The sequence below is a fragment of the Cedecea sp. VD22 genome (assembly GCF_037150195.1).
GTDB lineage: Bacteria > Pseudomonadota > Gammaproteobacteria > Enterobacterales > Enterobacteriaceae > Cedecea.
Map to the genome: position 1 here is coordinate 352939 of NZ_JBBCPX010000001.1, position 20660 is coordinate 373598.

At 49.8% G+C, this 20660-nt stretch carries 20 protein-coding genes, 1 tRNA gene and 2 pseudogenes; 14 read left to right on the forward strand and 9 right to left on the reverse strand.

What is annotated here, in order from left to right:
• Nucleotides 1-547: 547 nt before the first annotated feature.
• From WFK85_RS01805 to WFK85_RS01815, 3 genes are all read left to right on the forward strand, one after another.
• Complete coding sequence (locus WFK85_RS01805; protein ID WP_034810064.1) at nucleotides 548-1051, forward strand: GNAT family N-acetyltransferase; 504 nt, start codon at nucleotides 548-550, stop codon at nucleotides 1049-1051.
• 436 nt (nucleotides 1052-1487) lie between these two features.
• On the forward strand, nucleotides 1488-1586 hold the full coding sequence (locus tag WFK85_RS01810) for a YoaK family small membrane protein (RefSeq protein WP_034810062.1): 99 nt from the start codon (nucleotides 1488-1490) through the stop codon (nucleotides 1584-1586).
• Nucleotides 1587-1874: 288 nt separating this feature from the next.
• Nucleotides 1875-2915 (forward strand): YrzE family protein, encoded by a 1041-nt coding sequence (locus tag WFK85_RS01815; protein WP_166993649.1) that lies wholly within the window; start codon nucleotides 1875-1877, stop codon nucleotides 2913-2915.
• Nucleotides 2916-4113: 1198 nt separating this feature from the next.
• Here the strand turns inward: WFK85_RS01815 and WFK85_RS01820 are convergent.
• Both WFK85_RS01820 and WFK85_RS01825 read right to left on the reverse strand, forming a co-directional pair.
• On the reverse strand, nucleotides 4114-4653 hold the full coding sequence (locus WFK85_RS01820) for a VOC family protein (RefSeq protein WP_166993647.1): 540 nt from the start codon (nucleotides 4651-4653) through the stop codon (nucleotides 4114-4116).
• A gap of 192 nt (nucleotides 4654-4845) precedes the next feature.
• A pseudogene (locus WFK85_RS01825) lies at nucleotides 4846-4992 on the reverse strand (DUF4113 domain-containing protein); the annotation flags it as partial.
• A gap of 71 nt (nucleotides 4993-5063) precedes the next feature.
• Between WFK85_RS01825 and WFK85_RS01830 the strand changes: the two are divergent.
• Nucleotides 5064-6184 (forward strand): IS3 family transposase gene (locus WFK85_RS01830; protein ID WP_166999304.1). Its coding sequence is split into 2 segments (ribosomal slippage): nucleotides 5064-5319 and nucleotides 5319-6184, totalling 1122 coding nucleotides; the frame shifts between segments, so codons are not numbered across the junction.
• A gap of 341 nt (nucleotides 6185-6525) precedes the next feature.
• Here the strand turns inward: WFK85_RS01830 and WFK85_RS01835 are convergent.
• Nucleotides 6526-6909 (reverse strand): hypothetical protein, encoded by a 384-nt coding sequence (locus tag WFK85_RS01835; protein WP_286184349.1) that lies wholly within the window; start codon nucleotides 6907-6909, stop codon nucleotides 6526-6528.
• Between the two features lie 205 nt (nucleotides 6910-7114).
• Here WFK85_RS01835 and WFK85_RS01840 point away from each other — a divergent pair.
• Nucleotides 7115-7375 (forward strand): annotated as a pseudogene (locus WFK85_RS01840) (integrase); the annotation flags it as partial.
• 97 nt (nucleotides 7376-7472) lie between these two features.
• On the opposite strand, the gene WFK85_RS01845 reads toward WFK85_RS01840, so the two are convergent.
• Nucleotides 7473-7560: transfer RNA gene (locus WFK85_RS01845), tRNA-Ser, on the reverse strand.
• Nucleotides 7561-7717: 157 nt separating this feature from the next.
• On the reverse strand, nucleotides 7718-9343 hold the full coding sequence (locus tag WFK85_RS01850) for an ABC transporter substrate-binding protein (protein ID WP_166995550.1): 1626 nt from the start codon (nucleotides 9341-9343) through the stop codon (nucleotides 7718-7720).
• 226 nt (nucleotides 9344-9569) lie between these two features.
• Here WFK85_RS01850 and yccA point away from each other — a divergent pair, with 226 nt between their 5' ends.
• Nucleotides 9570-10229, forward strand: coding sequence for an FtsH protease modulator YccA (yccA, locus tag WFK85_RS01855; protein ID WP_039291604.1), 660 nt, complete (start codon nucleotides 9570-9572; stop codon nucleotides 10227-10229).
• Between the two features lie 136 nt (nucleotides 10230-10365).
• Nucleotides 10366-10695 (forward strand): sulfurtransferase TusE, encoded by a 330-nt coding sequence (gene tusE / locus WFK85_RS01860; protein ID WP_008461270.1) that lies wholly within the window; start codon nucleotides 10366-10368, stop codon nucleotides 10693-10695.
• On the opposite strand, the gene yccX is transcribed toward tusE, so the two are convergent.
• On the reverse strand, nucleotides 10692-10982 hold the full coding sequence (gene yccX / locus WFK85_RS01865; protein ID WP_166995548.1) for an acylphosphatase: 291 nt from the start codon (nucleotides 10980-10982) through the stop codon (nucleotides 10692-10694). The genes tusE and yccX overlap by 4 nt on opposite strands.
• A gap of 161 nt (nucleotides 10983-11143) precedes the next feature.
• On the opposite strand from yccX, the gene rlmI reads away from it, so the two are divergent.
• Entirely contained in the window at nucleotides 11144-12334 is a 1191-nt protein-coding gene (rlmI, locus tag WFK85_RS01870) for a 23S rRNA (cytosine(1962)-C(5))-methyltransferase RlmI (protein ID WP_008461267.1), read from the forward strand.
• A 61-nt stretch (nucleotides 12335-12395) separates the two neighbouring features.
• Nucleotides 12396-12713 carry a heat shock protein HspQ gene (gene hspQ / locus WFK85_RS01875; protein ID WP_008461265.1) on the forward strand — a complete coding sequence of 106 codons (318 nt, stop codon included), beginning with the start codon at nucleotides 12396-12398 and terminating at the stop codon, nucleotides 12711-12713.
• A gap of 29 nt (nucleotides 12714-12742) precedes the next feature.
• Here hspQ and WFK85_RS01880 read toward each other — a convergent pair whose 3' ends face one another.
• Nucleotides 12743-13156 carry a CoA-binding protein gene (locus WFK85_RS01880; protein ID WP_008461263.1) on the reverse strand — a complete coding sequence of 138 codons (414 nt, stop codon included), beginning with the start codon at nucleotides 13154-13156 and terminating at the stop codon, nucleotides 12743-12745.
• A gap of 168 nt (nucleotides 13157-13324) precedes the next feature.
• On the opposite strand from WFK85_RS01880, the gene csgI reads away from it, so the two are divergent.
• Nucleotides 13325-13972, forward strand: coding sequence for a curli synthesis inhibitor (gene csgI, locus WFK85_RS01885; protein WP_336708455.1), 648 nt, complete (start codon nucleotides 13325-13327; stop codon nucleotides 13970-13972).
• Between the two features lie 99 nt (nucleotides 13973-14071).
• Nucleotides 14072-14530: a methylglyoxal synthase gene (gene mgsA / locus WFK85_RS01890; protein WP_336708457.1), complete on the forward strand. Its 459-nt coding sequence runs from the start codon at nucleotides 14072-14074 to the stop codon at nucleotides 14528-14530.
• On the opposite strand, the gene helD is transcribed toward mgsA, so the two are convergent.
• Nucleotides 14531-16585, reverse strand: coding sequence for a DNA helicase IV (gene helD, locus WFK85_RS01895; RefSeq protein WP_336708459.1), 2055 nt, complete (start codon nucleotides 16583-16585; stop codon nucleotides 14531-14533).
• Between the two features lie 130 nt (nucleotides 16586-16715).
• Between helD and WFK85_RS01900 the strand changes: the two genes are divergently transcribed.
• Nucleotides 16716-17162: a YccF domain-containing protein gene (locus WFK85_RS01900; protein ID WP_336708461.1), complete on the forward strand. Its 447-nt coding sequence runs from the start codon at nucleotides 16716-16718 to the stop codon at nucleotides 17160-17162.
• A 12-nt stretch (nucleotides 17163-17174) separates the two neighbouring features.
• Complete coding sequence (gene yccS / locus WFK85_RS01905) at nucleotides 17175-19313, forward strand: YccS family putative transporter (protein ID WP_336708606.1); 2139 nt, start codon at nucleotides 17175-17177, stop codon at nucleotides 19311-19313.
• On the opposite strand, the gene WFK85_RS01910 is transcribed toward yccS, so the two are convergent.
• On the reverse strand, nucleotides 19298-19927 hold the full coding sequence (locus WFK85_RS01910) for a TfoX/Sxy family protein (RefSeq protein ID WP_166995542.1): 630 nt from the start codon (nucleotides 19925-19927) through the stop codon (nucleotides 19298-19300). The genes yccS and WFK85_RS01910 overlap by 16 nt on opposite strands.
• A 217-nt stretch (nucleotides 19928-20144) precedes the next feature.
• On the opposite strand from WFK85_RS01910, the gene sulA reads away from it, so the two are divergent.
• Complete coding sequence (gene sulA, locus WFK85_RS01915; RefSeq protein ID WP_008461253.1) at nucleotides 20145-20654, forward strand: SOS-induced cell division inhibitor SulA; 510 nt, start codon at nucleotides 20145-20147, stop codon at nucleotides 20652-20654.
• The last annotated feature ends 6 nt before the right edge of the window (nucleotides 20655-20660 follow it).

Consider the following 20660-nt stretch of genomic DNA (forward strand, 5'->3'; position numbering starts at 1 on the left):
TTACTGCCATCCGTCATCGGGGGTCGGGGGTCGGGGGTCGGGGGTCGGGGGTCGCAGGTTCAGACTCTCATGCAGACCAAATAATCACTGAAAACCAGATCCTTACCACTGACTTTGTGTGACTTGATATACCTAATTCATATTCGTGGCCCAGGACGATACTAATGACGCAGCACTACATACAAAAATCATCATAAGATGATGTTTTTATTAACCATTACTGACAACCAGCTTTTGGTTTTACGCCCAAATCATCATGCACAAACTTGCCGAAATCGCTATCGTTATTTCTAGTTTTGGGGAGAACATTTAGCCATTAATCCTATTTTTTACCTCAGTGTATTCAACATCCTATTGCTAGTGGAAAACCTCAATGGTAACTCTTTTGATACCGCTGAGGTCCGCTATGATCCAGGAGCAGACTTCGGCGTCAGCAGGATTACTTTAAGTTGGCAAAGCTATATGTTACATTTTTTCATAGTGGATAGATGGTTAAGTCGGTAGAGTAGTACAGAGTTTGCTTTATTAGTAAGAGTGAGACAGTAGATTGAAAACAAAACCATTAAAAATCCTTAAATCAATTTATAGGCCCATGCGTTGCGACGAGTTTGACCTCTGGGCAGACCTATCTTCAAATGACTATGTTGAAGACCTGATGACAAATCATCGGTACAGCCGTAAAAAAGCTCAAGTAGAGGCGTCGAAATCATTTAAAACAGCTTTGCCTGCGGGTATGCTTACTCCAAATAACCACTTTAGAACTTATGAACATGACAGTCAGGCTGTGGGATATCTGTGGTTCAGCCTGGAAGATAACTCAGCTTTTTTATCAGATATAATGCTTATTCCAGAATTTCAGGGGAAGGGAATGGGCAGGGATTTTATCCGTGCGTTCCTGAATGAGTTGGCTAGTCAGGGTGCGTTTGAGGTGGAGCTAAGAGTATCACCGGACAACCAAAGGGCTTTAAATTTATATAAAGAGTTTGGTTTTAGGATAACTGGTTTTGATATGAGTCTTTTGCTGGAGCCCGAGTTATCAGTAATCCGTTAATCATAATGTTCGGGAACAATGTTTTACTTCTGATTGCCTGTTCACATCGCCTGTTGGATTCAGGCAAAATGGCTATTAATACCGATTGCCTTACTGTGAATTTTTCTGCCGACTGATCATGGGTTGGTGCTAAAACGTTTGATGAAACACATATTGCCAAACCTCGCCTCCCACTTAATTTGACAATCCTTAAACGGCTATGGGACAAATTGTATACATCTATGCTAATGCCTGCAGAAAGCGCACATGGGTGAACAGGCGATGAACATCCTCATCCGTGGCGTGACAGCCGTCTATATGGCAGTAGCGCCTCACACTGATTAAATCGCCAGGTTATTCCCTCTCCCATTTATCTATACAATTTCAAAGCATAATAGACTGACGAGAAACCAGAATAGCGCCAGTAGCCATAACAACTAACAGGAAGTCACAGCCCATGAAAATAGGATATCTGTTCCCAGTTGCCATCATCGTTTCTGCTGTATTGCTACTGGCATGGTTTATCATCGGTGGTTATGCAATGCCGGTGCAGTGATACGCGCCCGCATGCAAGGCGTTAGAGTAAATAGAGGCCGCAGAAATGCGGCTTTTGTTAGCGAAGGGAAGAGACTCCAGTTCAATCAGTCAGTAATCCGATATGTAAGCGTCTCACATGCACTGTCTTGCGCTTAGTACTAACCGTCCGTGCCCCAAATCCCCTAACTCTGGCAGAGTGGCTGATGCCTGTTTCTGCTAATCGATCTCAGTGCTCCATTTATTTACTAAGATTAATCTAGGCGTGGATTAACCACGCCTTTTCATTAGCGGTTAAATGGAGATTACAATGGAATTTGTAAAAGAAGCGGATCTGAACAGGCGTGTCTCATGGGGTAGTATCATCGCTGGCGTGGTAACAGTAATCGCAGTGTCCCTGCTTCTGGCTACGCTTGGGTCCAGCCTGGGTTTTTCAATGCTTTCACCTAAGTCTGATGATGTAGTCAATGGTGCTGGCAAGACTGTTCTAATCTGGTCGGTTATCTCGATAGTGCTGAGTCTGGCCTGTGGCGGTTTTGTGGCTGGCAGACTGGCGGGTAAGGATGGAACCATCCATGGATTTCTTTCATGGGCGACGTCCCTGCTCGTGGCCTCAGTGCTGGGCTTCGCCGCCGCTGGCGGCATTCTGAACATGACCGGAAACGCCATTGGCGCAGCAGCTTCTGCCACAGGCACTGCAGTGAGTGGACTAGGTAGTGCTGCAGGAAAAGTATCGGGCGTAACAGCAGATATTGCCCAGAACCTCGCTGACAGGCTCGGATTGAACACTCAGCTCACAGCCCCAGATGCCGATCGACAGGTACTTGATGCACTACGCAAGACCAATATTAAAGAACTTCAGCCGGAGTTTCTGCAATCCCAGCTTCAGGCAGCTGGAAGTGACATTGCTGGTTCTGTCAAAGATTTGGCCGTCAACCCGGGCAACAGTGACGCCATTATTAATACCTTAAGCGATAAACTGAAATCACGGGCCGAAGCAGTCAGCAAAGGTATCGACAGGAATGAAGTGAAAAAAGCACTGGCAGACAATACCAGCCTGTCACCAGAAGAAGCAGACAAGGCCGTTGATAACTTCATTCATGCTCGTGACAAAACCGTTCAGGAGGCAAGCGAACGTATGGCCCAGCTCCAGAGTAATCTGAACGATGCGAAGGCTCAGTACGCTGAATTAAAAAAACAGGCAAAAGAGAAAGCTGATGAAGCCGCCAGCGTGGCTGCAAAAATTGCACTATGGTCATTTTTCGCTCTTCTGGTGGGGGCCATTGTCAGTGCGCTGGGTGGTTTGTGGGGAGTCAATACTCACCCTGCATACCGTAAAATCAAATCCTGAATGAAACCGTAGGGCTTGACAATCAGACTGGCATCATGGCGCCCTTTTCTGATGTGTAGCTCACTTCCATTCATCATAAATAAAAAGGCCTGCGGATAAAACTCAGGCCTCTTGTCTGCTGAAAACTGCGACTGTCCCGGACGGTCGCGTACTTCTCAACAGGTCAGAAAAGTCAGCAACTGACAACACGTGGCCGTTCGTTGCCTGGATTATAGTGTTTAACCTGGCCCCGCTTCCGATGGGATTCATCGCATAAGAAAAATGCAGCAGAAGAGCTCATGTCATTTTTTCGGCGATTTCACGGTAAGTCAGGGCGCCATTAAATCGCAGGCTCAGCGCTGTGGAAATCCAAGGTTTTCTGTTGTAATACGCATTGTTGTCCAGGGTAGCATCCATATTCGCGAAAGTGTCCATGATAGTTAACGAGGACAAAACTAAAAGACGGTCTGGAGGAGAGGCTTACATCCGATATCAGATACAGCTAAAGTATCCTGCAAGTGTTTTAAAAAACATAAGCAACCCGGCTTCAAAGGCAGATTTTTGTTAGAAAAAATCAAGTCATTAACTTGCAACACCCCTACTGTCGGCTAGGATTACTCTGAGGTTAAGGCATTCTCTGTTAGTTGCATTGCCACCTTTATGCTCCTTACCGCCCACCTCTGTGGGCTTTTTTTTACCTATCCTATCAATATGTACTCAGCATCAAGGTAGATAAGCTTCTCTGATAGAACCCTACAATCCCTGCGATACTCTGCAAGTTTTTTGGCAATGCTTTTACTTGTCACTCTTTCACTAGCAGCTGATAAGTCCATCACCGCCCTGCCCATAGAAAGCATCATCAACTTTGCCCGTTCTTCGCTTAGATCCAATTTTGACATCTCCATAATCACTTCATAACTAAACCACCGTATCACAGAGACGGTTTTTTGTTTCCTTCTTCGTCCGTCGACACAATAGACACGCTACCTGTCTACAATCGTTTTCCATTAAAAATTATTGGGGAGATGTGGGGAATTACTGCTGTCAGATAGCAACATTATTTATACCGGATCAGGTTTAATCTGATGCCACTTCACCCCTGAGCTAAACCTAATCTGACAGTCCGGTCCGTGCCAAAAGCAGACGTTCCTGATATTGAAATGTCCACTGCGGGGAACTCCATCAAACTGCGTACGTAGATTAAACCGCAACATAACATCTATCGCTCAGGTATCCATGTGTCTGCTTCACTATCTTCAGGATAATAATAACCATTAGGTATTGATTGCAGTTCTATCAGGCTGCCCCAAGGTGCCTTGAAGTATACGCTGGCATTTCCATCGGTATCTTCATGACGCGAATTTCCATGAATTTCTGAAAGGAACTGACCTCCCGCTGCCCTTACCCTTTCCACCGCGTAATCTATATCGTCCACATAAAGAGAAATGTGGTTCCACCCAAAGTCCTGTAACCTAACCGGTTGCGCCTGTTCTCTGCTTACTATCTCAAAAAGCTCCAGATTTGGACCATTACCAATTCTTAGCAGCCGCTGTTTAATAATCATTGAACCTTCTGTCAGGCCCAACTGCCTTTCGGTATCCCCCCCTTCTCGTGGAGAATCGCTATCGGTTAGACCGTCGTATACAAACTTAGCATCCAATGCATTTTGCAAAAATTCGGTTGCCTGTTGCAGGTTTGGAACCGTAAGACCCACATGATTTATACCCCTGCTAATGGTGCGTCTTTCTTTAAATGTCATATGTATCCTCTGGTTAAATTTTGAATAAACCAAACAAAGTTTAGTACAATTTTAATTGAAGGAAGGTTATGTCTGATGTTGTGTAATTTTCTGTCACTATAAAAGTATTCCCGTAGCTCATTCAAAATTGCCTGTAGATTTGAAGATATTCTGCTTACGAAACCTATCCGTTCAAGGCTGAGCAAGTATACTTTATTTAACCTGCGGTAAATCTCCATACCTCGTTGTGTAGTGCGGCGAAAGCATATCCCTTTTCATCTTCCATGCCTGCTGGCCCTCCTGCCCAGCAAAGTACAATGTCCCTCTTCCGTCCTTCGCATTAAGGTGGTCCAGCACCTTTGACCTGCTCCCCGTTGATTAATACACACCGATGTTAGTAATGTCTTCATAAGCCACATGAGGACATCCCCATGAAGAAGCGTTTTTCCGACGAACAGATCATCAGTATCCTCCGCGAGGCTGAAGCCGGGGTTTCTGCCCGTGAGCTCTGCCGTAAGCACGCCATTTCCGACGCCACCTTTTACACCTGGCGTAAGAAGTATGGCGGTATGGAGGTGCCCGAGGTTAAGCGCCTGAAGTCGCTTGAGGAAGAGAACGCCAGGCTCAAGAAGCTGCTTGCCGAAGCCATGCTGGATAAGGAGGCGCTTCAGGTGGCTCTGGGGCGACAGTACTGACGACAGGCCAGAAGCGGGAAGCCGTGGTGTTGATGTGTGATGCGACCGGTCTGTCGCAACGTCGTGCCTGCCGGCTTACAGGTTTGTCCCTGTCGACCTGCCGTTATGATGCTCAGCGTCCGGCTGCTGATGCACATTTATCAGGGCGTATTACTGAGCTGGCGCTTGAACGCAGACGTTTTGGTTATCGGCGCATCTGGCAGTTGCTGCGTAGGGAGGGCCTTCACGTCAATCACAAGCGGGTATACCGTATTTACCACCTTAATGGACTGAGCGTAAAACGCAGACGACGCCGTAGAGGGCTGGCGACCGAACGGTTTCCGCTTCTGCGCCCAGATGCACCGAATCTTACATGGTCGATGGATTTCGTTATGGATGCACTGGCCAACGGTCGAAGGATCAAGTGCCTGACCTGTGTGGATGATTTCACGAAGGAGTGTCTGACGATCACCGCTGCTTTCGGTATTTCAGGCGTTCAGGTCACGCGTATTCTGGACAGCATCGCGTTGTTTCGGGGGTATCCGACGACAATAAGAACCGATCAGGGCCCGGAATTTACCTGCCGCGCGCTCGATCAATGGGCCTTTGAGCATAGTGTGGAACTCCGGCTTATCCAGGCAGGTAAGCCAACGCAGAACGGATTTATTGAGAGTTTTAACGGACGCTTTCGCGATGAGTGTCTGAATGAACACTGGTTCAGCGATATTCTTCATGCCCGGAAAACGATTAATGACTGGCGGCAGGATTATAACGAGTGCCGTCCCCATTCATCGCTGGATTACCAGACACCAGCTGAATTCGCAACGGACTGGCGAAACAGAAAATATGAAGAAAAACCAACCGACATTACTAACTGAAGGTTGTATCTAATCCTAGGGGCAGTTCATTGCCTCAAGACTAAAGAGCAATTCAAATCACAAACAGTTATCGAAAAAAAACCGCTCGGACAGAGCGGTCTAAAACAAGGCATAAGAGAGCAATACGCGGAAACCGCTAACCAAGCTTAGAAGGTAATTTCACTTTAGATAGGACATTTCAAAAATAATTTATTTCTTCCTAAAAACCTTTAAAACAAGTTGATTAGTTCAGGAAACCCCGTACAGTGGCGCGACTTTGTAACGATGATGCTGTTTGCATCCTCTCAGGAATAGAAGGATTTCCTGCTCCTGAGAGTTTTTTTTAAAAAGAAAGCAAAAAATCACTTTCGTAAGATTTCAAGTAAATCCTTTTCAAACAAACCTGTGCTTTTACACTCAACGGGCTTGACCTTATCGTTTCCATCCGAAGTGACTAAACCCACAACTCCTGTAACAACCACGCTCACATTGCTACCTTCTCCTGCACTCCATATCTGGGTCACAATTCTTGATTGCTCCTGTATATTTTGTGTTTGCGGAAGCGCGGAACAGTCCAGATAGGTACTTACTACTCCCTCATCACTACTAACAGCCGCTACTATACCGGTGGTGTTGTCCTGCACCGTCGGGTTAAGCCTTTTTTGCTGATAGTAAGCTGTTACTGCATTGAAAAGTTCTTGCGGTTTACGGTTACCAATTTTAACGATCGATGCCGCATCATCCATACCCGGAGCTTTTGGTTGAGTAGAGTCTCCCTGAGCGCCTGGCTTTACTGGCCCATAGACATTTATGCAGCCACTGAGTAGCAGCACAACAGCAGGTATTAGCTTTCTCATAATGGCTATCGGTAATAAAGTGTCGTGCAGCCTGCCAGACTGATGCACAGGATAGCCAAAAGGAAAAATTTATATCTCATATGTAGGGCCATCAGGGGGCGCCATGAATAAGAAAACGTTCAACACCTGGTGGAATAAGGCAAAGAAAGCAGCAGCTTTAAAACTTGGCCACGCTGTGCCTGGAATATTCCACGACATTAAGGCCAAGGCTATTTCAGATTACGAAGGGAGCAGCAGAGACAAACAACTCTTCTCAGGCCATAAAACGGAAAGTCAGGTGACGACGTATGACCGAAAAGTGAAAATTTCACCAACACTCGCAGCACCGGTACTGAGCAAAACAGAGAGAAAATGAGAGGGCTAAGAACAAGAATATACCAAGTGAATATACCAACACTATACCAACACCCCAAAAACAAAAGGGGTCGCCTTTCGGCAACCCCTTCGAATGTTGGCGGAAGCGCAGAGATTCGAACTCTGGAACCCTTTCGGGTCGCCGGTTTTCAAGACCGGTGCCTTCAACCGCTCGGCCACACTTCCAACGAGGCGAACTATAAACATACCCATACTTCATGTAAAGCACGATTTTGTTCAATCGCCTGAAATTTCATCATATTTGTGTTATTTGCCTGAAACAGCAGCAACATGCTCAGTTTCAAGCCGCTTTTTCTGCCCTCCGGGGAGGGCAGCGTCAGCATTAGTGCTTTTTGATGTAGAGATCCTGGGTTAAATATTTGCCCAGCGTGCTCGGTGCATAACCTCCTACGTAAGGTTTCACCAGTTGAACCTTCACATAGTGGTAGACAGGGATGGTCGGGACGTCTTTCGCAAGAATATCTTCGGCCTGCTGATAGTACTTCGCACGCTCTTCCTGGGTAGTGGCCTGTGAAGCTTTAGCGATGATCTCATCGTAGGCAGGATTGCTGTATTTGGAACTGTTCTGGCTATCGCCGGTACGGAAGTTATTCAGGTAAGTCGCCGCATCATCGTAGTCGGCAATCCAGCCGTAGCGCACCAGGTCATAATTGCCGGTACGTTTGGTATCCAGCATGGTTTTCCATTCCTGGTTTTGGAGCTTCGCCTCGACGCCGATGTTCTTCTTCCACATTGAACTGGCCGCAATGGCAATGCGCTGGTGAGATTCCGAGGTGTTATAAAGCAGGTTGAACTGCAGCGGATGAGATTCGTTAAAGCCCGCCTCTGCCAGCAATTTCTTCGCCTCAGCGACACGCTTATCGTGGCTCCAGCTACCGTACTCCGCAGGCTTAAGCGTTATCCCGCCAATTTTAGGTTGGCTTACCAGCCACGCAGGCTTTTGCCCCTGCCCTAACACCTTACCGGCGATGATATCTTTATCCAGCGCCAGGTTTAATGCCAGACGAACGCGTGGGTCGTTAAACGGCGCTTTGGTGGTATTGAATTCATAATAGTAAGTGGACAGATAAGGCGTGATATGGACCTGGTCCGGAATCGCTTTTTTCAGTGAGGCAAACAGCGTTTCCGGCACGGTATAGGTGATGTCGATCTCACCCGCTTTATAGCGGTTTATATCTGCTGTACCGGAAGTCACAGGCAGATAAGTCACCTTATTAATCACCGTATGAGCATCGTCCCAGTACTGCTTATTACGCTCGCCGACGACTTTCTCGTTCACCACCCACTGCGACAGCTTATACGGACCGCTGCTCACGAAGTTGGCCGGCTGGGTCCATTTATCCCCAAATTTTTCTACCGCAGCTTCGCTCACCGGTACCATAGACGTATGGCCAAGCATCAGCAGGAAGGCCGACGTTGGCTGGTCCAGCGTCACCTGAACGGTGTTTGCATCCAGCGCCTTCACACCCAGGCTATCGACCGGCTTTTTGCCTTCGGCAATGTCATTGGCATTTTCGATATGCATCGTGCCGGGATAAGTTGCGTAAGGGGAGCCCGTTTTAGGATCGACTAAACGCTTCCAGCTCCATACCACGTCCTGAGCAGTGATAGGTTCACCGTTGGACCACTTAATCCCCGGACGCAGATGGAATGTCCAGACTTTGTTGTCCTGGTTATCCCATTTTTCGGCCAGATGAGGTTCGATAGAACCATCGTTTTTGACGCGAATCAGGCCGTCAAAAAAGTCGCCGATAATATTACTTTCAACGTCGCTCTCCACTTTGTGGGGATCCAGCGACGCCGGTTCACTGCCGTTGTTACGTACCAGCTCCTGTTTGGCTGCAAGCTCGGTTCCCGGCGGAACGTCTGCTGCCCATGCGCTGGAAATAGCGCTGAGCAGACCCAGAGCAACCAATGATTTTGAGAATGTGTTGTTGTTTGCTTTCATGACCTACGCCTTATTAATGTTATTTAACGACGGTACGGCTAACACTCTTAGTCGGCTTTAGGTAATAAAGCAATATTTTTCAGCCACCTATAAGTGGGTGTTATGGCATTAATTTTTTACAATGTGATAAACTGCACGAGGTAAAGATGGGTAAAAAGGCTTTTGTCTAATAAAGGCGGGCATTATGCTCATGACCATAAAACACCTGTAAAAGAGAGAGTTTAGAATGGATCGCATTATTACCTCCTCGCGTGACCGTTCGTCACTGCTCAGCACCCACAAGGTGCTACGTAATACCTATTTCCTGCTGAGTTTAACGCTGGCATTTTCCGCGTTGACGGCAACCGCCAGCACCGTACTGATGCTGCCTTCTCCAGGGCTGATTCTGACGCTGGTCGGCATGTACGGCCTGATGTTCCTGACCTACAAAACTGCGGATAAACCAGTGGGCATTTTGTCTGCATTCGCCTTTACCGGCTTCCTGGGCTATATCCTGGGGCCAATGCTGAATGCGTATCTGTCCGCAGGCATGGGTGATGTTATTGGCCTGGCGCTGGGTGGTACCGCACTGGTCTTCTTTAGCTGCTCTGCTTATGTGCTGACAACCCGTAAAGACATGTCCTTCCTCGGTGGCATGCTGATGGCGGGCGTGGTGGTTGTGCTGATTGGTATGGTGGCAAACATCTTCCTGCAGCTCCCGGCTCTGCACCTGGCGATTAGCGCGGTGTTTATCCTGATCTCTTCTGGCGCCATCCTGTTTGAGACCAGCAACATTATCCGCGGCGGCGAAACAAACTACATCCGCGCGACCGTAAGCCTGTATGTTTCTCTTTACAACATCTTCGTTAGCCTGCTGAGCATCCTTGGTTTTGCCAGCCGCGACTAACTGATGCCGTAATCCCTAAAAGAGAATGCCTTGTGCATTCTCTTTTTTTTGCCCTCAATCCTGCCGCATTCCGCCCTTAAGCCCACAGAGAAAATTTGCTACACTTCGCCCGATTTGACGTAAATAGCGGATAACTATGTTGACCTTTGAAGGCAGAGAAATAGAGACAGATGCCGATGGCTACCTGAAAAATAGCCAGGAGTGGAGCGAGCCGCTGGCGGAAGAGATTGCCGCCAAAGAAGGCATTACCCTGGCGGTAGAGCACTGGGAAGTGGTTCGCTTCGTACGCGAGTTTTATCTGGAGTTTAATACCTCCCCGGCCATTCGCATGCTGGTTAAGGCTATGGCGAACAAGTTCGGCGAAGAGAAAGGCAACAGCCGTTATCTTTATCGCCTGTTCCCGAAAGGCCCCGCCAAACAGGCCACAAAAATCGCTGGCCTGCCAAAACCGGTGAAGTGTATCTAGTAGCGGATACCAAAGTTGATCCATTCGCGTTCGGGTTGATACGGTTCAGTCAGAACTTTATCAACCCTGGCGCTACGTGGCCCGCCGGCTTTTAGCCACGCCAGCAGCTTTTCAACCTGCCCCGCCTCTCCGCAGGCCACCACCTCCACGCTGCCATCATCCAGGTTACGGGCATAGCCGGTTAAGCCAAGTTTTTCCCCCTCACGCTGAGTGCTGTAACGAAAGCCCACGCCCTGAACCATGCCGTGTACCCAGCACTTCACGCACTGCTTGTCTGAACTCATCATTGCCTCCACCTGAACGCTCAAAACAGTTCTAAGTCTAACAAACCCCGTGTTTTTTTCTTTGGCAGTAACCCACTCTGTGAGGCTTTCACGTGAATAAATTGCAATTAGCGGCCCTAAACCGGAAAATGGCGCCCATTTCTTAGCGAAGCAGCAAATAAATTATGAGCGTACGTTTAGTGTTAGCCAAAGGGCGTGAGAAGTCATTATTGCGCCGTCATCCATGGGTTTTCTCTGGGGCTGTTGCACGCCTGGAAGGCAAGGCCAGTCTCGGTGAAACGGTTGATGTGGTGGACAGCCAGGGCAAATGGCTCGCCCGAGCGGCATATTCCCCTGAATCGCAAATCCGCGCCCGCGTCTGGACCTTTGATCAGGCTGAAAGTATTGATATCGCCTTCTTTACTCGCCGCCTGCAGCAGGCCCAGCAGTGGAGAGACTGGCTGGCTAAGCGTGATGGGCTGGACAGCTACCGACTGATCGCCGGTGAATCTGACGGTTTACCGGGCGTGACTATCGATCGTTTTGGCAACTTCCTGGTGCTGCAGCTGTTGTCTGCCGGCGCAGAATATCAGCGCCCGGCCCTCGTTGCCGCCCTGCAGTCTCTCTACCCTGAATGCTCTGTTTACGATCGCTCCGATGTGACCGTACGTAAGAAAGAAGGCATGGCTTTGACTCAGGGGCCGGTCAGCGGTGAACTGCCTCCTGCCCTGCTGCCTATCGAAGAACACGGTATGAAGCTGCTGGTAGACATTCAGGGCGGGCATAAAACGGGCTATTACCTCGATCAGCGCGACAGCCGTTTCGCCACTCGCCGCTACGTTGATAATAAACGCGTCCTGAACTGCTTCTCCTACACCGGTGGTTTTGCCGTTTCCGCGTTGATGGGTAACTGCAGCCAGGTGGTAAGCGTGGATACCTCTCAGGATGCGCTGGATATCGCCAGAAAAAACGTAGAGCTGAACAAGCTTGATCTCAGCAAAGCCGAGTTTCTTCGTGACGATGTGTTCAAACTGCTGCGCAAATATCGCGACCAGGGCGAGAAATTCGACGTCATCGTCATGGACCCGCCTAAATTTGTTGAAAACAAAAACCAGCTGGCGGGCGCCTGCCGGGGCTATAAAGACATCAACATGTTAGCGATTCAGTTACTGAACCCTGGCGGCATTCTGATGACTTTCTCCTGCTCCGGGCTGATGACCACAGATTTATTCCAGAAAATCATCGCCGATGCCGCCGTAGATGCCGGGCGTGATGTACAATTTATAGAACAGTTCCGCCAGGCGGCCGATCACCCGGTGATCGCAACCTACCCGGAAGGGCTGTATCTGAAAGGGTTTGCCTGTCGAGTCATGTAGCTTGAAAAGGCGGAAATTGCCCGCATATTCGTATGCAGAGTAATGTTCCCGGGAGGTGACTATGATTGCCAGCAAATTCGGTATTGGCCAGCAGGTTCGCCATTCTTTACTGGGCTATCTGGGCGTAGTGGTCGACATTGACCCCGAGTATTCGCTCGATGAGCCGCAAGAAGACGATCTGGCCGACAATAGCGCACTCCGCGCGGCGCCGTGGTACCACGTTGTCATGGAAGATGAGGATGGCCAGGCGATTCATACCTATCTCGCCGAAGCTCAGCTCAGTTCTGAAGATGACGACGAGCACCCTGAACAGCCGTCAATGGACGAACTGGCTGCCTCGATACGCCAACAGCTTCAGGCCCCACGCCTGCGTAACTGATTAAAAACCCCGCCGATGCGGGGTTTTTCTTATTTCGCCAGCCCAAGGCGAGGGATTTCAATCGCCGGGCATTTATCCATCACAACGCTTAATCCCGCATTCTGTGCCAGCACCGCAGCCTGCTCATTAATCACGCCAAGCTGCATCCATAGCGTTTTCGCTCCCACAGCGATGGCATCCTGCGCTACGCCCCAGGCGGCCTCAGAGTTACGGAACACATCGACCATATCAATTTTCTTCGGTACGTCCGCAAGCGTGGCATAGCCCTGCTGCCCTAACAGCGTTTTACCCGCGACCTTCGGCGACACAGGAATAACCTCATAACCTTGTTTGAGCAGGTAATCCATCACCCGATAACTCGGACGATCGGGCTTGTCGCTGGCCCCCACCAGCGCAATGGTACGGGTGGTTTTCAGGATATTTTCGATATCACTTTGTTTCATAGCGCCCCCTAAGATGTTGTCTGAAGTGTATGCCAAACCCCGTCACCCAGCCATCTTTCTACTGGATACTCAGGCGCGCAATTTCTGAAAATATGTCTATATGTTAATAAACAGGTCTCAGGAAAAACTTTGAAATATCCACTCAGCATGTTCACCAGGGAGAGTGAAATGAGAGCAGGTCTGCCACTTGCAGGGCTAATATTGATGCTGCCAACCCTGGTATGGGGAACCACGCTGCGCCTTTCCGCCGATGTGGATTTACTGGTTCTGGATGGTAAAAGAGTTTCCAGCTCGCTCCTTAAAGGGGCGGACAGCATTGAAATAGATAATGGGCCACATCAGTTGGTTCTGCGCGTTGAAAAAAAAATAAACAACGCACGCAGCCGATCTTCTGGGGTTTCCCCCCCGACGGTGATCAGTTTTGACACCAAAGAGATAGATCAGGTCAATATTGTTCTACCGCTAAAAGATCCCAATCATTCTGGAGCCGTCTTTCAAATTAAGCTGCAGGACGGACAGGGGCATTCCATTCCCACCCGAACCGATATTTTGGAGATAAAACCCGATCCAACCGGAACGGATTATGAAGAAGAGACACAGCGCTATAACAAATCAGGAAAAAAAGCGTCAATGCCCGGATTCGCAAACCGCATGGCCAACGAAGGTATTCTGCAATTTGCCCAGGCTAATCCAGATCTTCCACCGGCGCAGTCTGAAGTGCTAACAGAGCAACGGCTGAGATACTGGTTCAGCCAGGCCGATAATCCGACACGGGCGCGTTTTCTACGCTGGGCAAATGAGACCCACAACCCATAGCAATGCCTCGAGATGCCTCGCTTTTTTGACGTTCTGCTCTTGCAGCCCCGGGCGCTTTTAGTAATCTGTTAGCAGCCTAAAACTACCCAGGAAAAGAGAATGGAACTAACAACCCGCACCCTTGCGGTAAAAAAACATATCGCACTGGTTGCCCACGATCACTGTAAGGACGCGCTTTTGAAGTGGGTACAGCGCCACAAAGCAATGCTTGCCAACCACACTCTCTATGCCACCGGGACAACGGGTAATTTAATTCAGCGAGCAACAGGGCTTGAAGTCAACGCCATGCTCAGTGGCCCAATGGGGGGCGACCAACAGGTAGGCGCGTTAATTTCCGAAGGTAAAATTGATGTCCTGATTTTCTTCTGGGACCCGCTCAATGCCGTTCCTCACGATCCCGACGTTAAGGCCCTGCTGCGCCTGGCGACCGTCTGGAATATCCCGGTCGCCACCAACCTTTCTACCGCAGACTTTATTATTCACTCTCCGGGCTTCAATGAGAGCGTGGATATTCTTATTCCGGATTACCAACGCTATCTGAATGAACGCCTGAAATAATCACGGGCGATTAGCCGCAGGCACACCCAGCCGCTTAAGTGCCTCAACAAAGACAGAAGGTTCCTGCTTGTTGAACATAAGCCAGACCCGATGACGTGCTCGCGTCAGCGCGACATAAAGTAAACGCCGCTCCTCTGCGTCCGGAAAATCCTCCGGCTGTGGCAGGAGCGCCTGCTCCATGATTGACTCCCGCGCGGGTGCCGGAAAACCTTCTTTTCCTTCCTGCAAACCAAGAATGATCACATAGTCCGCCTGCTGCCCTTTGCTGGCGTGGATAGTCATAAAATCGATGTTGAGCTTAGGCCATCGCGTGGAGGCTTTTTCCAGACTTTCCGGACGCAAATAGTGATACCGCGCCAGCACCAAAATTCGCTGTTCGGGCAAGGCGTACCCACTAAGCTTGTCCAGCAAATCATCGAGCCTGTCATCGGCAAGCAGAGTTACCGCTTTTTTGTCCCCTTTAGAGAGACTATTGAGCGGCTTACGCAGTTGATACGGATTTTGCTGTACAAAACCGTTAGCAATCTCGCCGATTCGGTCGTTAAAACGATACGTAGTATCCAGAGCGCAGCTGTCACCCTCCCCAAAATGGTGGCTAAATGCCGTGGTGAGCGTCATTTCTGCTCCGCTAAATCGATAGATTGCCTGCCAGTCATCTCCCACGGCATAAAGCGAAGTATGGGAATTCTGCCGTCTTAAAGCAGCCAGTAAGGCGGCCCGCTGGGGGGAAATGTCCTGAAACTCGTCGACAAGGATATGCTTCCACGGGCTGATAAAACGCCCCTTTTCGAGTACATTAATTGCCTGATGAATCAGCCCGGAGAAATCTACCGCCTCTTCGGCTTTCAGGGCAGCTTTCCAGCTTTTTAACAATGGCGCCATCAGCTTAATACGTTTAGTGAAGAGTTCTCTGACCTCTTCTGGCGCGCTGTCTATCATTTCAGCCTGTGAACCTCCGTGCATCCGCATCAGGCCGAGCCAGCGGTCGAGCCGGCTGGCAAGCCGCTTCGCCAGGCGTTTGTCCTGCCAGTATTCACCTTCTGGAACATCCCACTCAAGCTCTTCGCTAAGCCATTGCCGCCAGCCTTTGGCCATTGCCTTCTTTTCCCGGCATTGCTGCTGCCAGCTGTCGATCAGCAACTGATGGCGAGCCGCTGTGTCGCTCTCAAGTTCACTGACTCGAGGGGCTTTTTTGCTCCCCTGTTGAATAATGTGTAGCGCCAGTGAATGGAAAGTTCTGGCAGAAATCGCTTCGGTATTAAGGCGGCTGGCTATACGCTCATCCATTTCCTGCGCGGCCTGACGGCCAAAGGCTAACAGCAGGATTTGCTCCTCTGTTGCTTCACCGCGCTGTAACAACCATCCGGCACGCGCCACAAGAACGGAGGTTTTGCCGCTACCGGCCCCAGCCAGCACCAGGAGCGAATCTTCTCCATTCACCACCGCCCTGGCCTGAGACGGATTCAGCGGCGAACTTTCAACCTGCTCAAAGAAAGCGGCATATTTTTCCAGCATCCGTTCGGTATAAGCGCTATTACGCTGGTGTCGGCGCTCTTCACCCTGTTCAAGCCAGGCTTTACATATGGCCCACGCTTCCCGGCAATTTTCGAACTCACCAAGTCGGGCATGCGGTAGCGGGAGGGCTGAAATAGCTGCGCGGAGGTTATCCTGTAACGCCTGCATATCACTTCTCCGGAACCACAGCTCCTTGCGAGTGCGCTGCGCAATCTCCTCTCGCTGAGCGGTTAATACTTCGGCGGCAACTTCACTCATCTCCGTGCTCCAGTTGAGCCAGAGCGAACTCAGATGATGGAAAAAGCGCTGGGTCTCCGCCCATTCGGTACCGTGCAGGCGAACCACTTTGTCATCTGGAAGAACGAATTCAAGCTCTCCCCAAACCAGGCCACGCTTACAGTTAATCGCGATTAACTGATTGAATGGAATAAGATATTCGTGGCGATCGCCTTTAACCTCAACGCCGGCAGGCAGCAGTTTGACCCGGTTATAAGGGTGCTGAGCTAAATGCTTGCCAAGAGAAGTTGCTTTGAGTTCCATTACGTTGCCCGATCCAATGTAAGAGTTATGGCTCAAGTTTAACTGCCGATGGAATGACGCTCCAGAGTAAAAACGCGTTATAATTTCTGCGGTTAATCACTCTTTATTTTTCTGTCAGGGAAGCGTCACTATGCGTACCGTACTTAATGTTCTGAACTTCGTGCTGGGTGGCTTCTTGACCACCCTCTCCTGGCTATTTGCCACGCTGGTGAGTATTGTGCTGATTTTCACCCTGCCACTGACTCGCTCCTGCTGGGAAATCACCAAGCTTTCCTTTGTGCCCTACGGCAATGAAGCCATTCATGTGGATGAGCTTAATCCACAGGGTAAAAATACGCTGCTAAATACGGGGGGGACACTGTTGAATGTTCTCTGGCTGATCTTCTTCGGCTGGTGGCTGTGCATTATGCATATCATGGCGGGCATCGCGCAGTGTATTACCGTAATTGGGATCCCTGTAGGAATTGCGAACTTCAAGATTGCTGCCATTGCGTTATGGCCCGTTGGTCGCCGGGTTGTTCCAGTCGAAGTGGCAAGAGCAGCACGCGAAACCAATGCACGTCGCCGTTTCCAGTAAGGAGCCGTTGTGCTGACCCTAAGCCCACTGGTACGTCGTTACACCTGGAACAGCGCCTGGCTTTACAACTTGCGCATATTTATTGCCCTTGCAGGCACTGCGGCACTGCCGTGGTGGCTCGGTGAAGTCAAGCTGACGATCCCCCTCACGCTTGGCGTTGTGGCTGCCGCCCTGGCCGATCTCGACGACCGGGTAAGTGGTAGGCTACGAAATTTACTGATCACTTTAGTCAGCTTTTTCATTGCTTCAGCGTCTGTTGAGCTGCTGTTTCCCTGGCCGTGGCTGTTTGCAGTGGGCTTAACGGTCTCCACCAGCGGATTTATCCTCCTTGGAGGGCTGGGCCAACGCTATGCCACCATTGCCTTTGGTGCATTGCTGATTGCTATCTACACGATGCTCGGTATTTCCCTCTACGAGCACTGGTATCAGCAACCACTGTTCCTTTTAGCCGGTGCCGTCTGGTATAACCTGCTGACCTTAGCAGGCCATTTAATTTTCCCGATTCGGCCCCTGCAGGACAACCTGGCACGCTGTTATGAAAGCCTCGCTAACTTTCTGGAAATTAAAGCCGCACTGTTTGATCCTGATATCGAAGAAGAAAGCCAGGCTCCAATGCTCCAGTTGGCCATGGCTAACAGCCAGTTAGTCACCACGCTAAACCAGACGAAAAGCTCATTACTGACTCGCCTCCGCGGCGATCGGGGGCAGAGAGGGACTCGTCGAACACTTCACTATTATTTCGTAGCCCAGGATATTCACGAGCGGGCGAGCTCGTCTCATATTCAGTACCAGGCCTTACGCGATAAGTTTCGCTATAGCGACGTGATGTTCCGCTTTCAGCGTCTGCTAACGATGCAATCTCATGCCTGCCAGCAGCTCTCTCGATCAATCCTGCTGCGAGTCCCTTATCAGCACGACCCACGGTTTGAACGCGCATTTACTCATCTGGACTCCGCTCTGGACCGAATTCGTGCCAGCCATGCAACCACGTCTGAGATAAAAGCGTTGGGCTTTCTGATTACAAACTTGAGGGCAATTGATGCGCAACTGGCAAACATTGAATCAGAACAGGCGATTGCTGAGCCGCAGAACGATCCCGAGAATCGTCTGGCCGACGACAAGCTGACCGGCTTCGATGATATCTGGCAGCGGCTGAAGCTTAACCTCACGCCTGAATCCGCACTCTTTCGTCACGCGGTGCGGATGTCCCTGGTGCTTTGTGTGGGCTATGCGTTTATTCAGTTTACGGGTTTGCAGCATGGTTACTGGATACTTCTGACCAGCTTGTTTGTCTGCCAGCCCAACTACAGTGCAACCCGGCGACGCTTAGCGCTGCGTATCATCGGCACGCTGGTTGGGGTGGCCGTTGGCCTGCCTTTACTTTGGCTTGTCCCGTCTCTCGAAGGCCAGTTGATACTGATCGTCATTACTGGCGTGCTGTTCTTCGCTTTCCGCAATGTGCAATACGCCCATGCCACCATGTTTATTACTCTACTGGTATTACTGTGTTTTAATCTGCTAGGAGAAGGTTTTGAAGTCGCTCTCCCGCGCGTGATTGATACTCTCTTAGGCTGCGCAATAGCCTGGGCGGCGGTGAGTTTCATCTGGCCTGACTGGCGATTCCGCCGGCTTTCACGAGTCGTTGAACGTGCGTTCAACGCCAATTGTCGCTATCTGGATGCCATTCTTGAGCAGTACCATCAGGGACGTGATAACCGCCTGGAATATCGCATTGCCCGGCGGGATGCCCATAACAGAGACGCCGAGCTGGCCTCCGTGGTTTCAAATATGTCTTCCGAGCCTCGAGTCTCCGCTGAGATGCGGGAAGCGGCGTTCCGTCTGCTTTGCCTGAACCACTCGTTTAACAGCTATATCTCTGCATTAGGTGCGCACAGGGAAAAACTCAACCACGGCGATACGTTAATGTTGCTTGATGACGCCGTCTGCTACGTTGATGACGCACTGCATCACTTGCCTGTCGATGAAGGACGCGTTCAGGCTGCTCTGACAGGGCTCTCCGCCCGCATCTCGCAGCTTGAGACTCGGGCAGACACAAAAGAACCCCTGGTGCTGCAACAAATTGGGTTATTAATTGCGCTTCTGCCAGAGATCTCTCGTCTTCAGCAACAAATCTCTCAGTGCTCAGAATAAGGCTGGCGCCGCTGCTCATAGCGGCGCCACCAGTCCGTCAATTCTTTGCGAACATCAGCAGGCAGTACAGCCTCATGAACACCGCGAATAGCGCCTGCAAGCGCGAGCAGTACTTTAATACCTACCGTTTTCCGGGTACTGCGTAATTTTAGCCATGACCGTTTTGCCCCAAAGAGTTGAAGCGTTTGTGGATCATTAATGCCCACCTCACGAAGCATAACTTCAATATTCAGGGAAAGATTGGGGAGATCCTTAAGGCGGCGAGAACGTATCTTAATTTGTGTCTTCTCCCGTTGGGCGCTTCGTAAAGCCAGGGAAGAGAGCTGGACGAGTTTATCGGGATTTTCCCAAAGCTCTTCATCGACACGATAGTAATTCAGTGCGACTGGGAGCCCCCGTTTACTGTACATCAGCGATGGGGCCGATTTTTGGATGAAATATTCCGCGCACTGTTCACAAGCTCGCAGGTAAAGCTCACCTTCCGCCACCATAGCAAAAACCACACCGTCGACGGTCAGACTATAACCGCCAAATAACGGTCTGTAGCCGATTTTACCCAGTGACGAAAGATATTTCCGTGATTTATGAATTCTAAGAAATGTCACCTTTTTCATAATATGTCCTTATATATCAACTGGTAAATAGCTTCTTTAGTTACTCACCCTCTTAATCCCTGAAAATAAGTAAGGTTAAAGCTAATGGCAACGACAATTTCATCGGTGTCGCTTTTGCGTACGGAAAATGCGAGACACTTTCCGAAATTCCGGTTGATCTTTGTTCGCACAGACATTACTGTATATGTATACAGTAACCCATTAGGCGGGACTCACTATGCACTCACATAACGCTCAAACTCACTTTCGTCATGTTGCAGTTACTGCGCACACCCCGGCGCAGTCTCTCTCTGATAACAGCGTACAGGGGTTAATCAGTGAAGTGGTCTACAGCGAAGAGAGCCCATGGGTTACGCAGTTTATTCTGCTACCTTTATTACAGCAGTTGGGACAACAATCCCGCTGGCAGCTATGGCTAACGCCGCAGCAAAAACTCAGCCGTACATGGCTGCAGGCGGCTGGGCTGCCGCTGGCAAAAGTGATGCAGGCAAATCAGTTAGATCCTCTCTGCACCGTTGATGCCATGGTGAAAGCTTTGCAGACGGGAAATTACAGCGTAGTCATCGGCTGGCTTACGGAAGAATTAACAGATGAAGAACATTTACGGCTGACAATAGCAGCCGAAGCTGGCAATGCGATGGGCTTTATTATGCGTCCAACCAGCACAGGAACATCCGGTTCAAGACCACGAAATGGCCTAAAAATTCATTCTAGTTTGTATCATTAAGTAAAT

Coding starts and splice junctions, on each gene's coding strand:
- sulA (WP_008461253.1), top strand. CDS start 20,145: ATGCACTCACATAACGCTCAAACTCACTTTCGTCATGTTGCAGTTACT.
- WFK85_RS01810 (WP_034810062.1), top strand. CDS start 1,488: ATGAAAATAGGATATCTGTTCCCAGTTGCCATCATCGTTTCTGCTGTA.
- WFK85_RS01850 (WP_166995550.1), bottom strand. CDS start 9,343: ATGAAAGCAAACAACAACACATTCTCAAAATCATTGGTTGCTCTGGGT.
- WFK85_RS01820 (WP_166993647.1), bottom strand. CDS start 4,653: ATGACATTTAAAGAAAGACGCACCATTAGCAGGGGTATAAATCATGTG.
- rlmI (WP_008461267.1), top strand. CDS start 11,144: ATGAGCGTACGTTTAGTGTTAGCCAAAGGGCGTGAGAAGTCATTATTG.
- csgI (WP_336708455.1), top strand. CDS start 13,325: ATGAGAGCAGGTCTGCCACTTGCAGGGCTAATATTGATGCTGCCAACC.
- tusE (WP_008461270.1), top strand. CDS start 10,366: ATGTTGACCTTTGAAGGCAGAGAAATAGAGACAGATGCCGATGGCTAC.
- helD (WP_336708459.1), bottom strand. CDS start 16,585: ATGGAACTCAAAGCAACTTCTCTTGGCAAGCATTTAGCTCAGCACCCT.
- WFK85_RS01835 (WP_286184349.1), bottom strand. CDS start 6,909: ATGGATGATGCGGCATCGATCGTTAAAATTGGTAACCGTAAACCGCAA.
- hspQ (WP_008461265.1), top strand. CDS start 12,396: ATGATTGCCAGCAAATTCGGTATTGGCCAGCAGGTTCGCCATTCTTTA.
- WFK85_RS01815 (WP_166993649.1), top strand. CDS start 1,875: ATGGAATTTGTAAAAGAAGCGGATCTGAACAGGCGTGTCTCATGGGGT.
- yccX (WP_166995548.1), bottom strand. CDS start 10,982: ATGATGAGTTCAGACAAGCAGTGCGTGAAGTGCTGGGTACACGGCATG.
- WFK85_RS01900 (WP_336708461.1), top strand. CDS start 16,716: ATGCGTACCGTACTTAATGTTCTGAACTTCGTGCTGGGTGGCTTCTTG.
- yccA (WP_039291604.1), top strand. CDS start 9,570: ATGGATCGCATTATTACCTCCTCGCGTGACCGTTCGTCACTGCTCAGC.
- WFK85_RS01910 (WP_166995542.1), bottom strand. CDS start 19,927: ATGAAAAAGGTGACATTTCTTAGAATTCATAAATCACGGAAATATCTT.
- mgsA (WP_336708457.1), top strand. CDS start 14,072: ATGGAACTAACAACCCGCACCCTTGCGGTAAAAAAACATATCGCACTG.
- WFK85_RS01880 (WP_008461263.1), bottom strand. CDS start 13,156: ATGAAACAAAGTGATATCGAAAATATCCTGAAAACCACCCGTACCATT.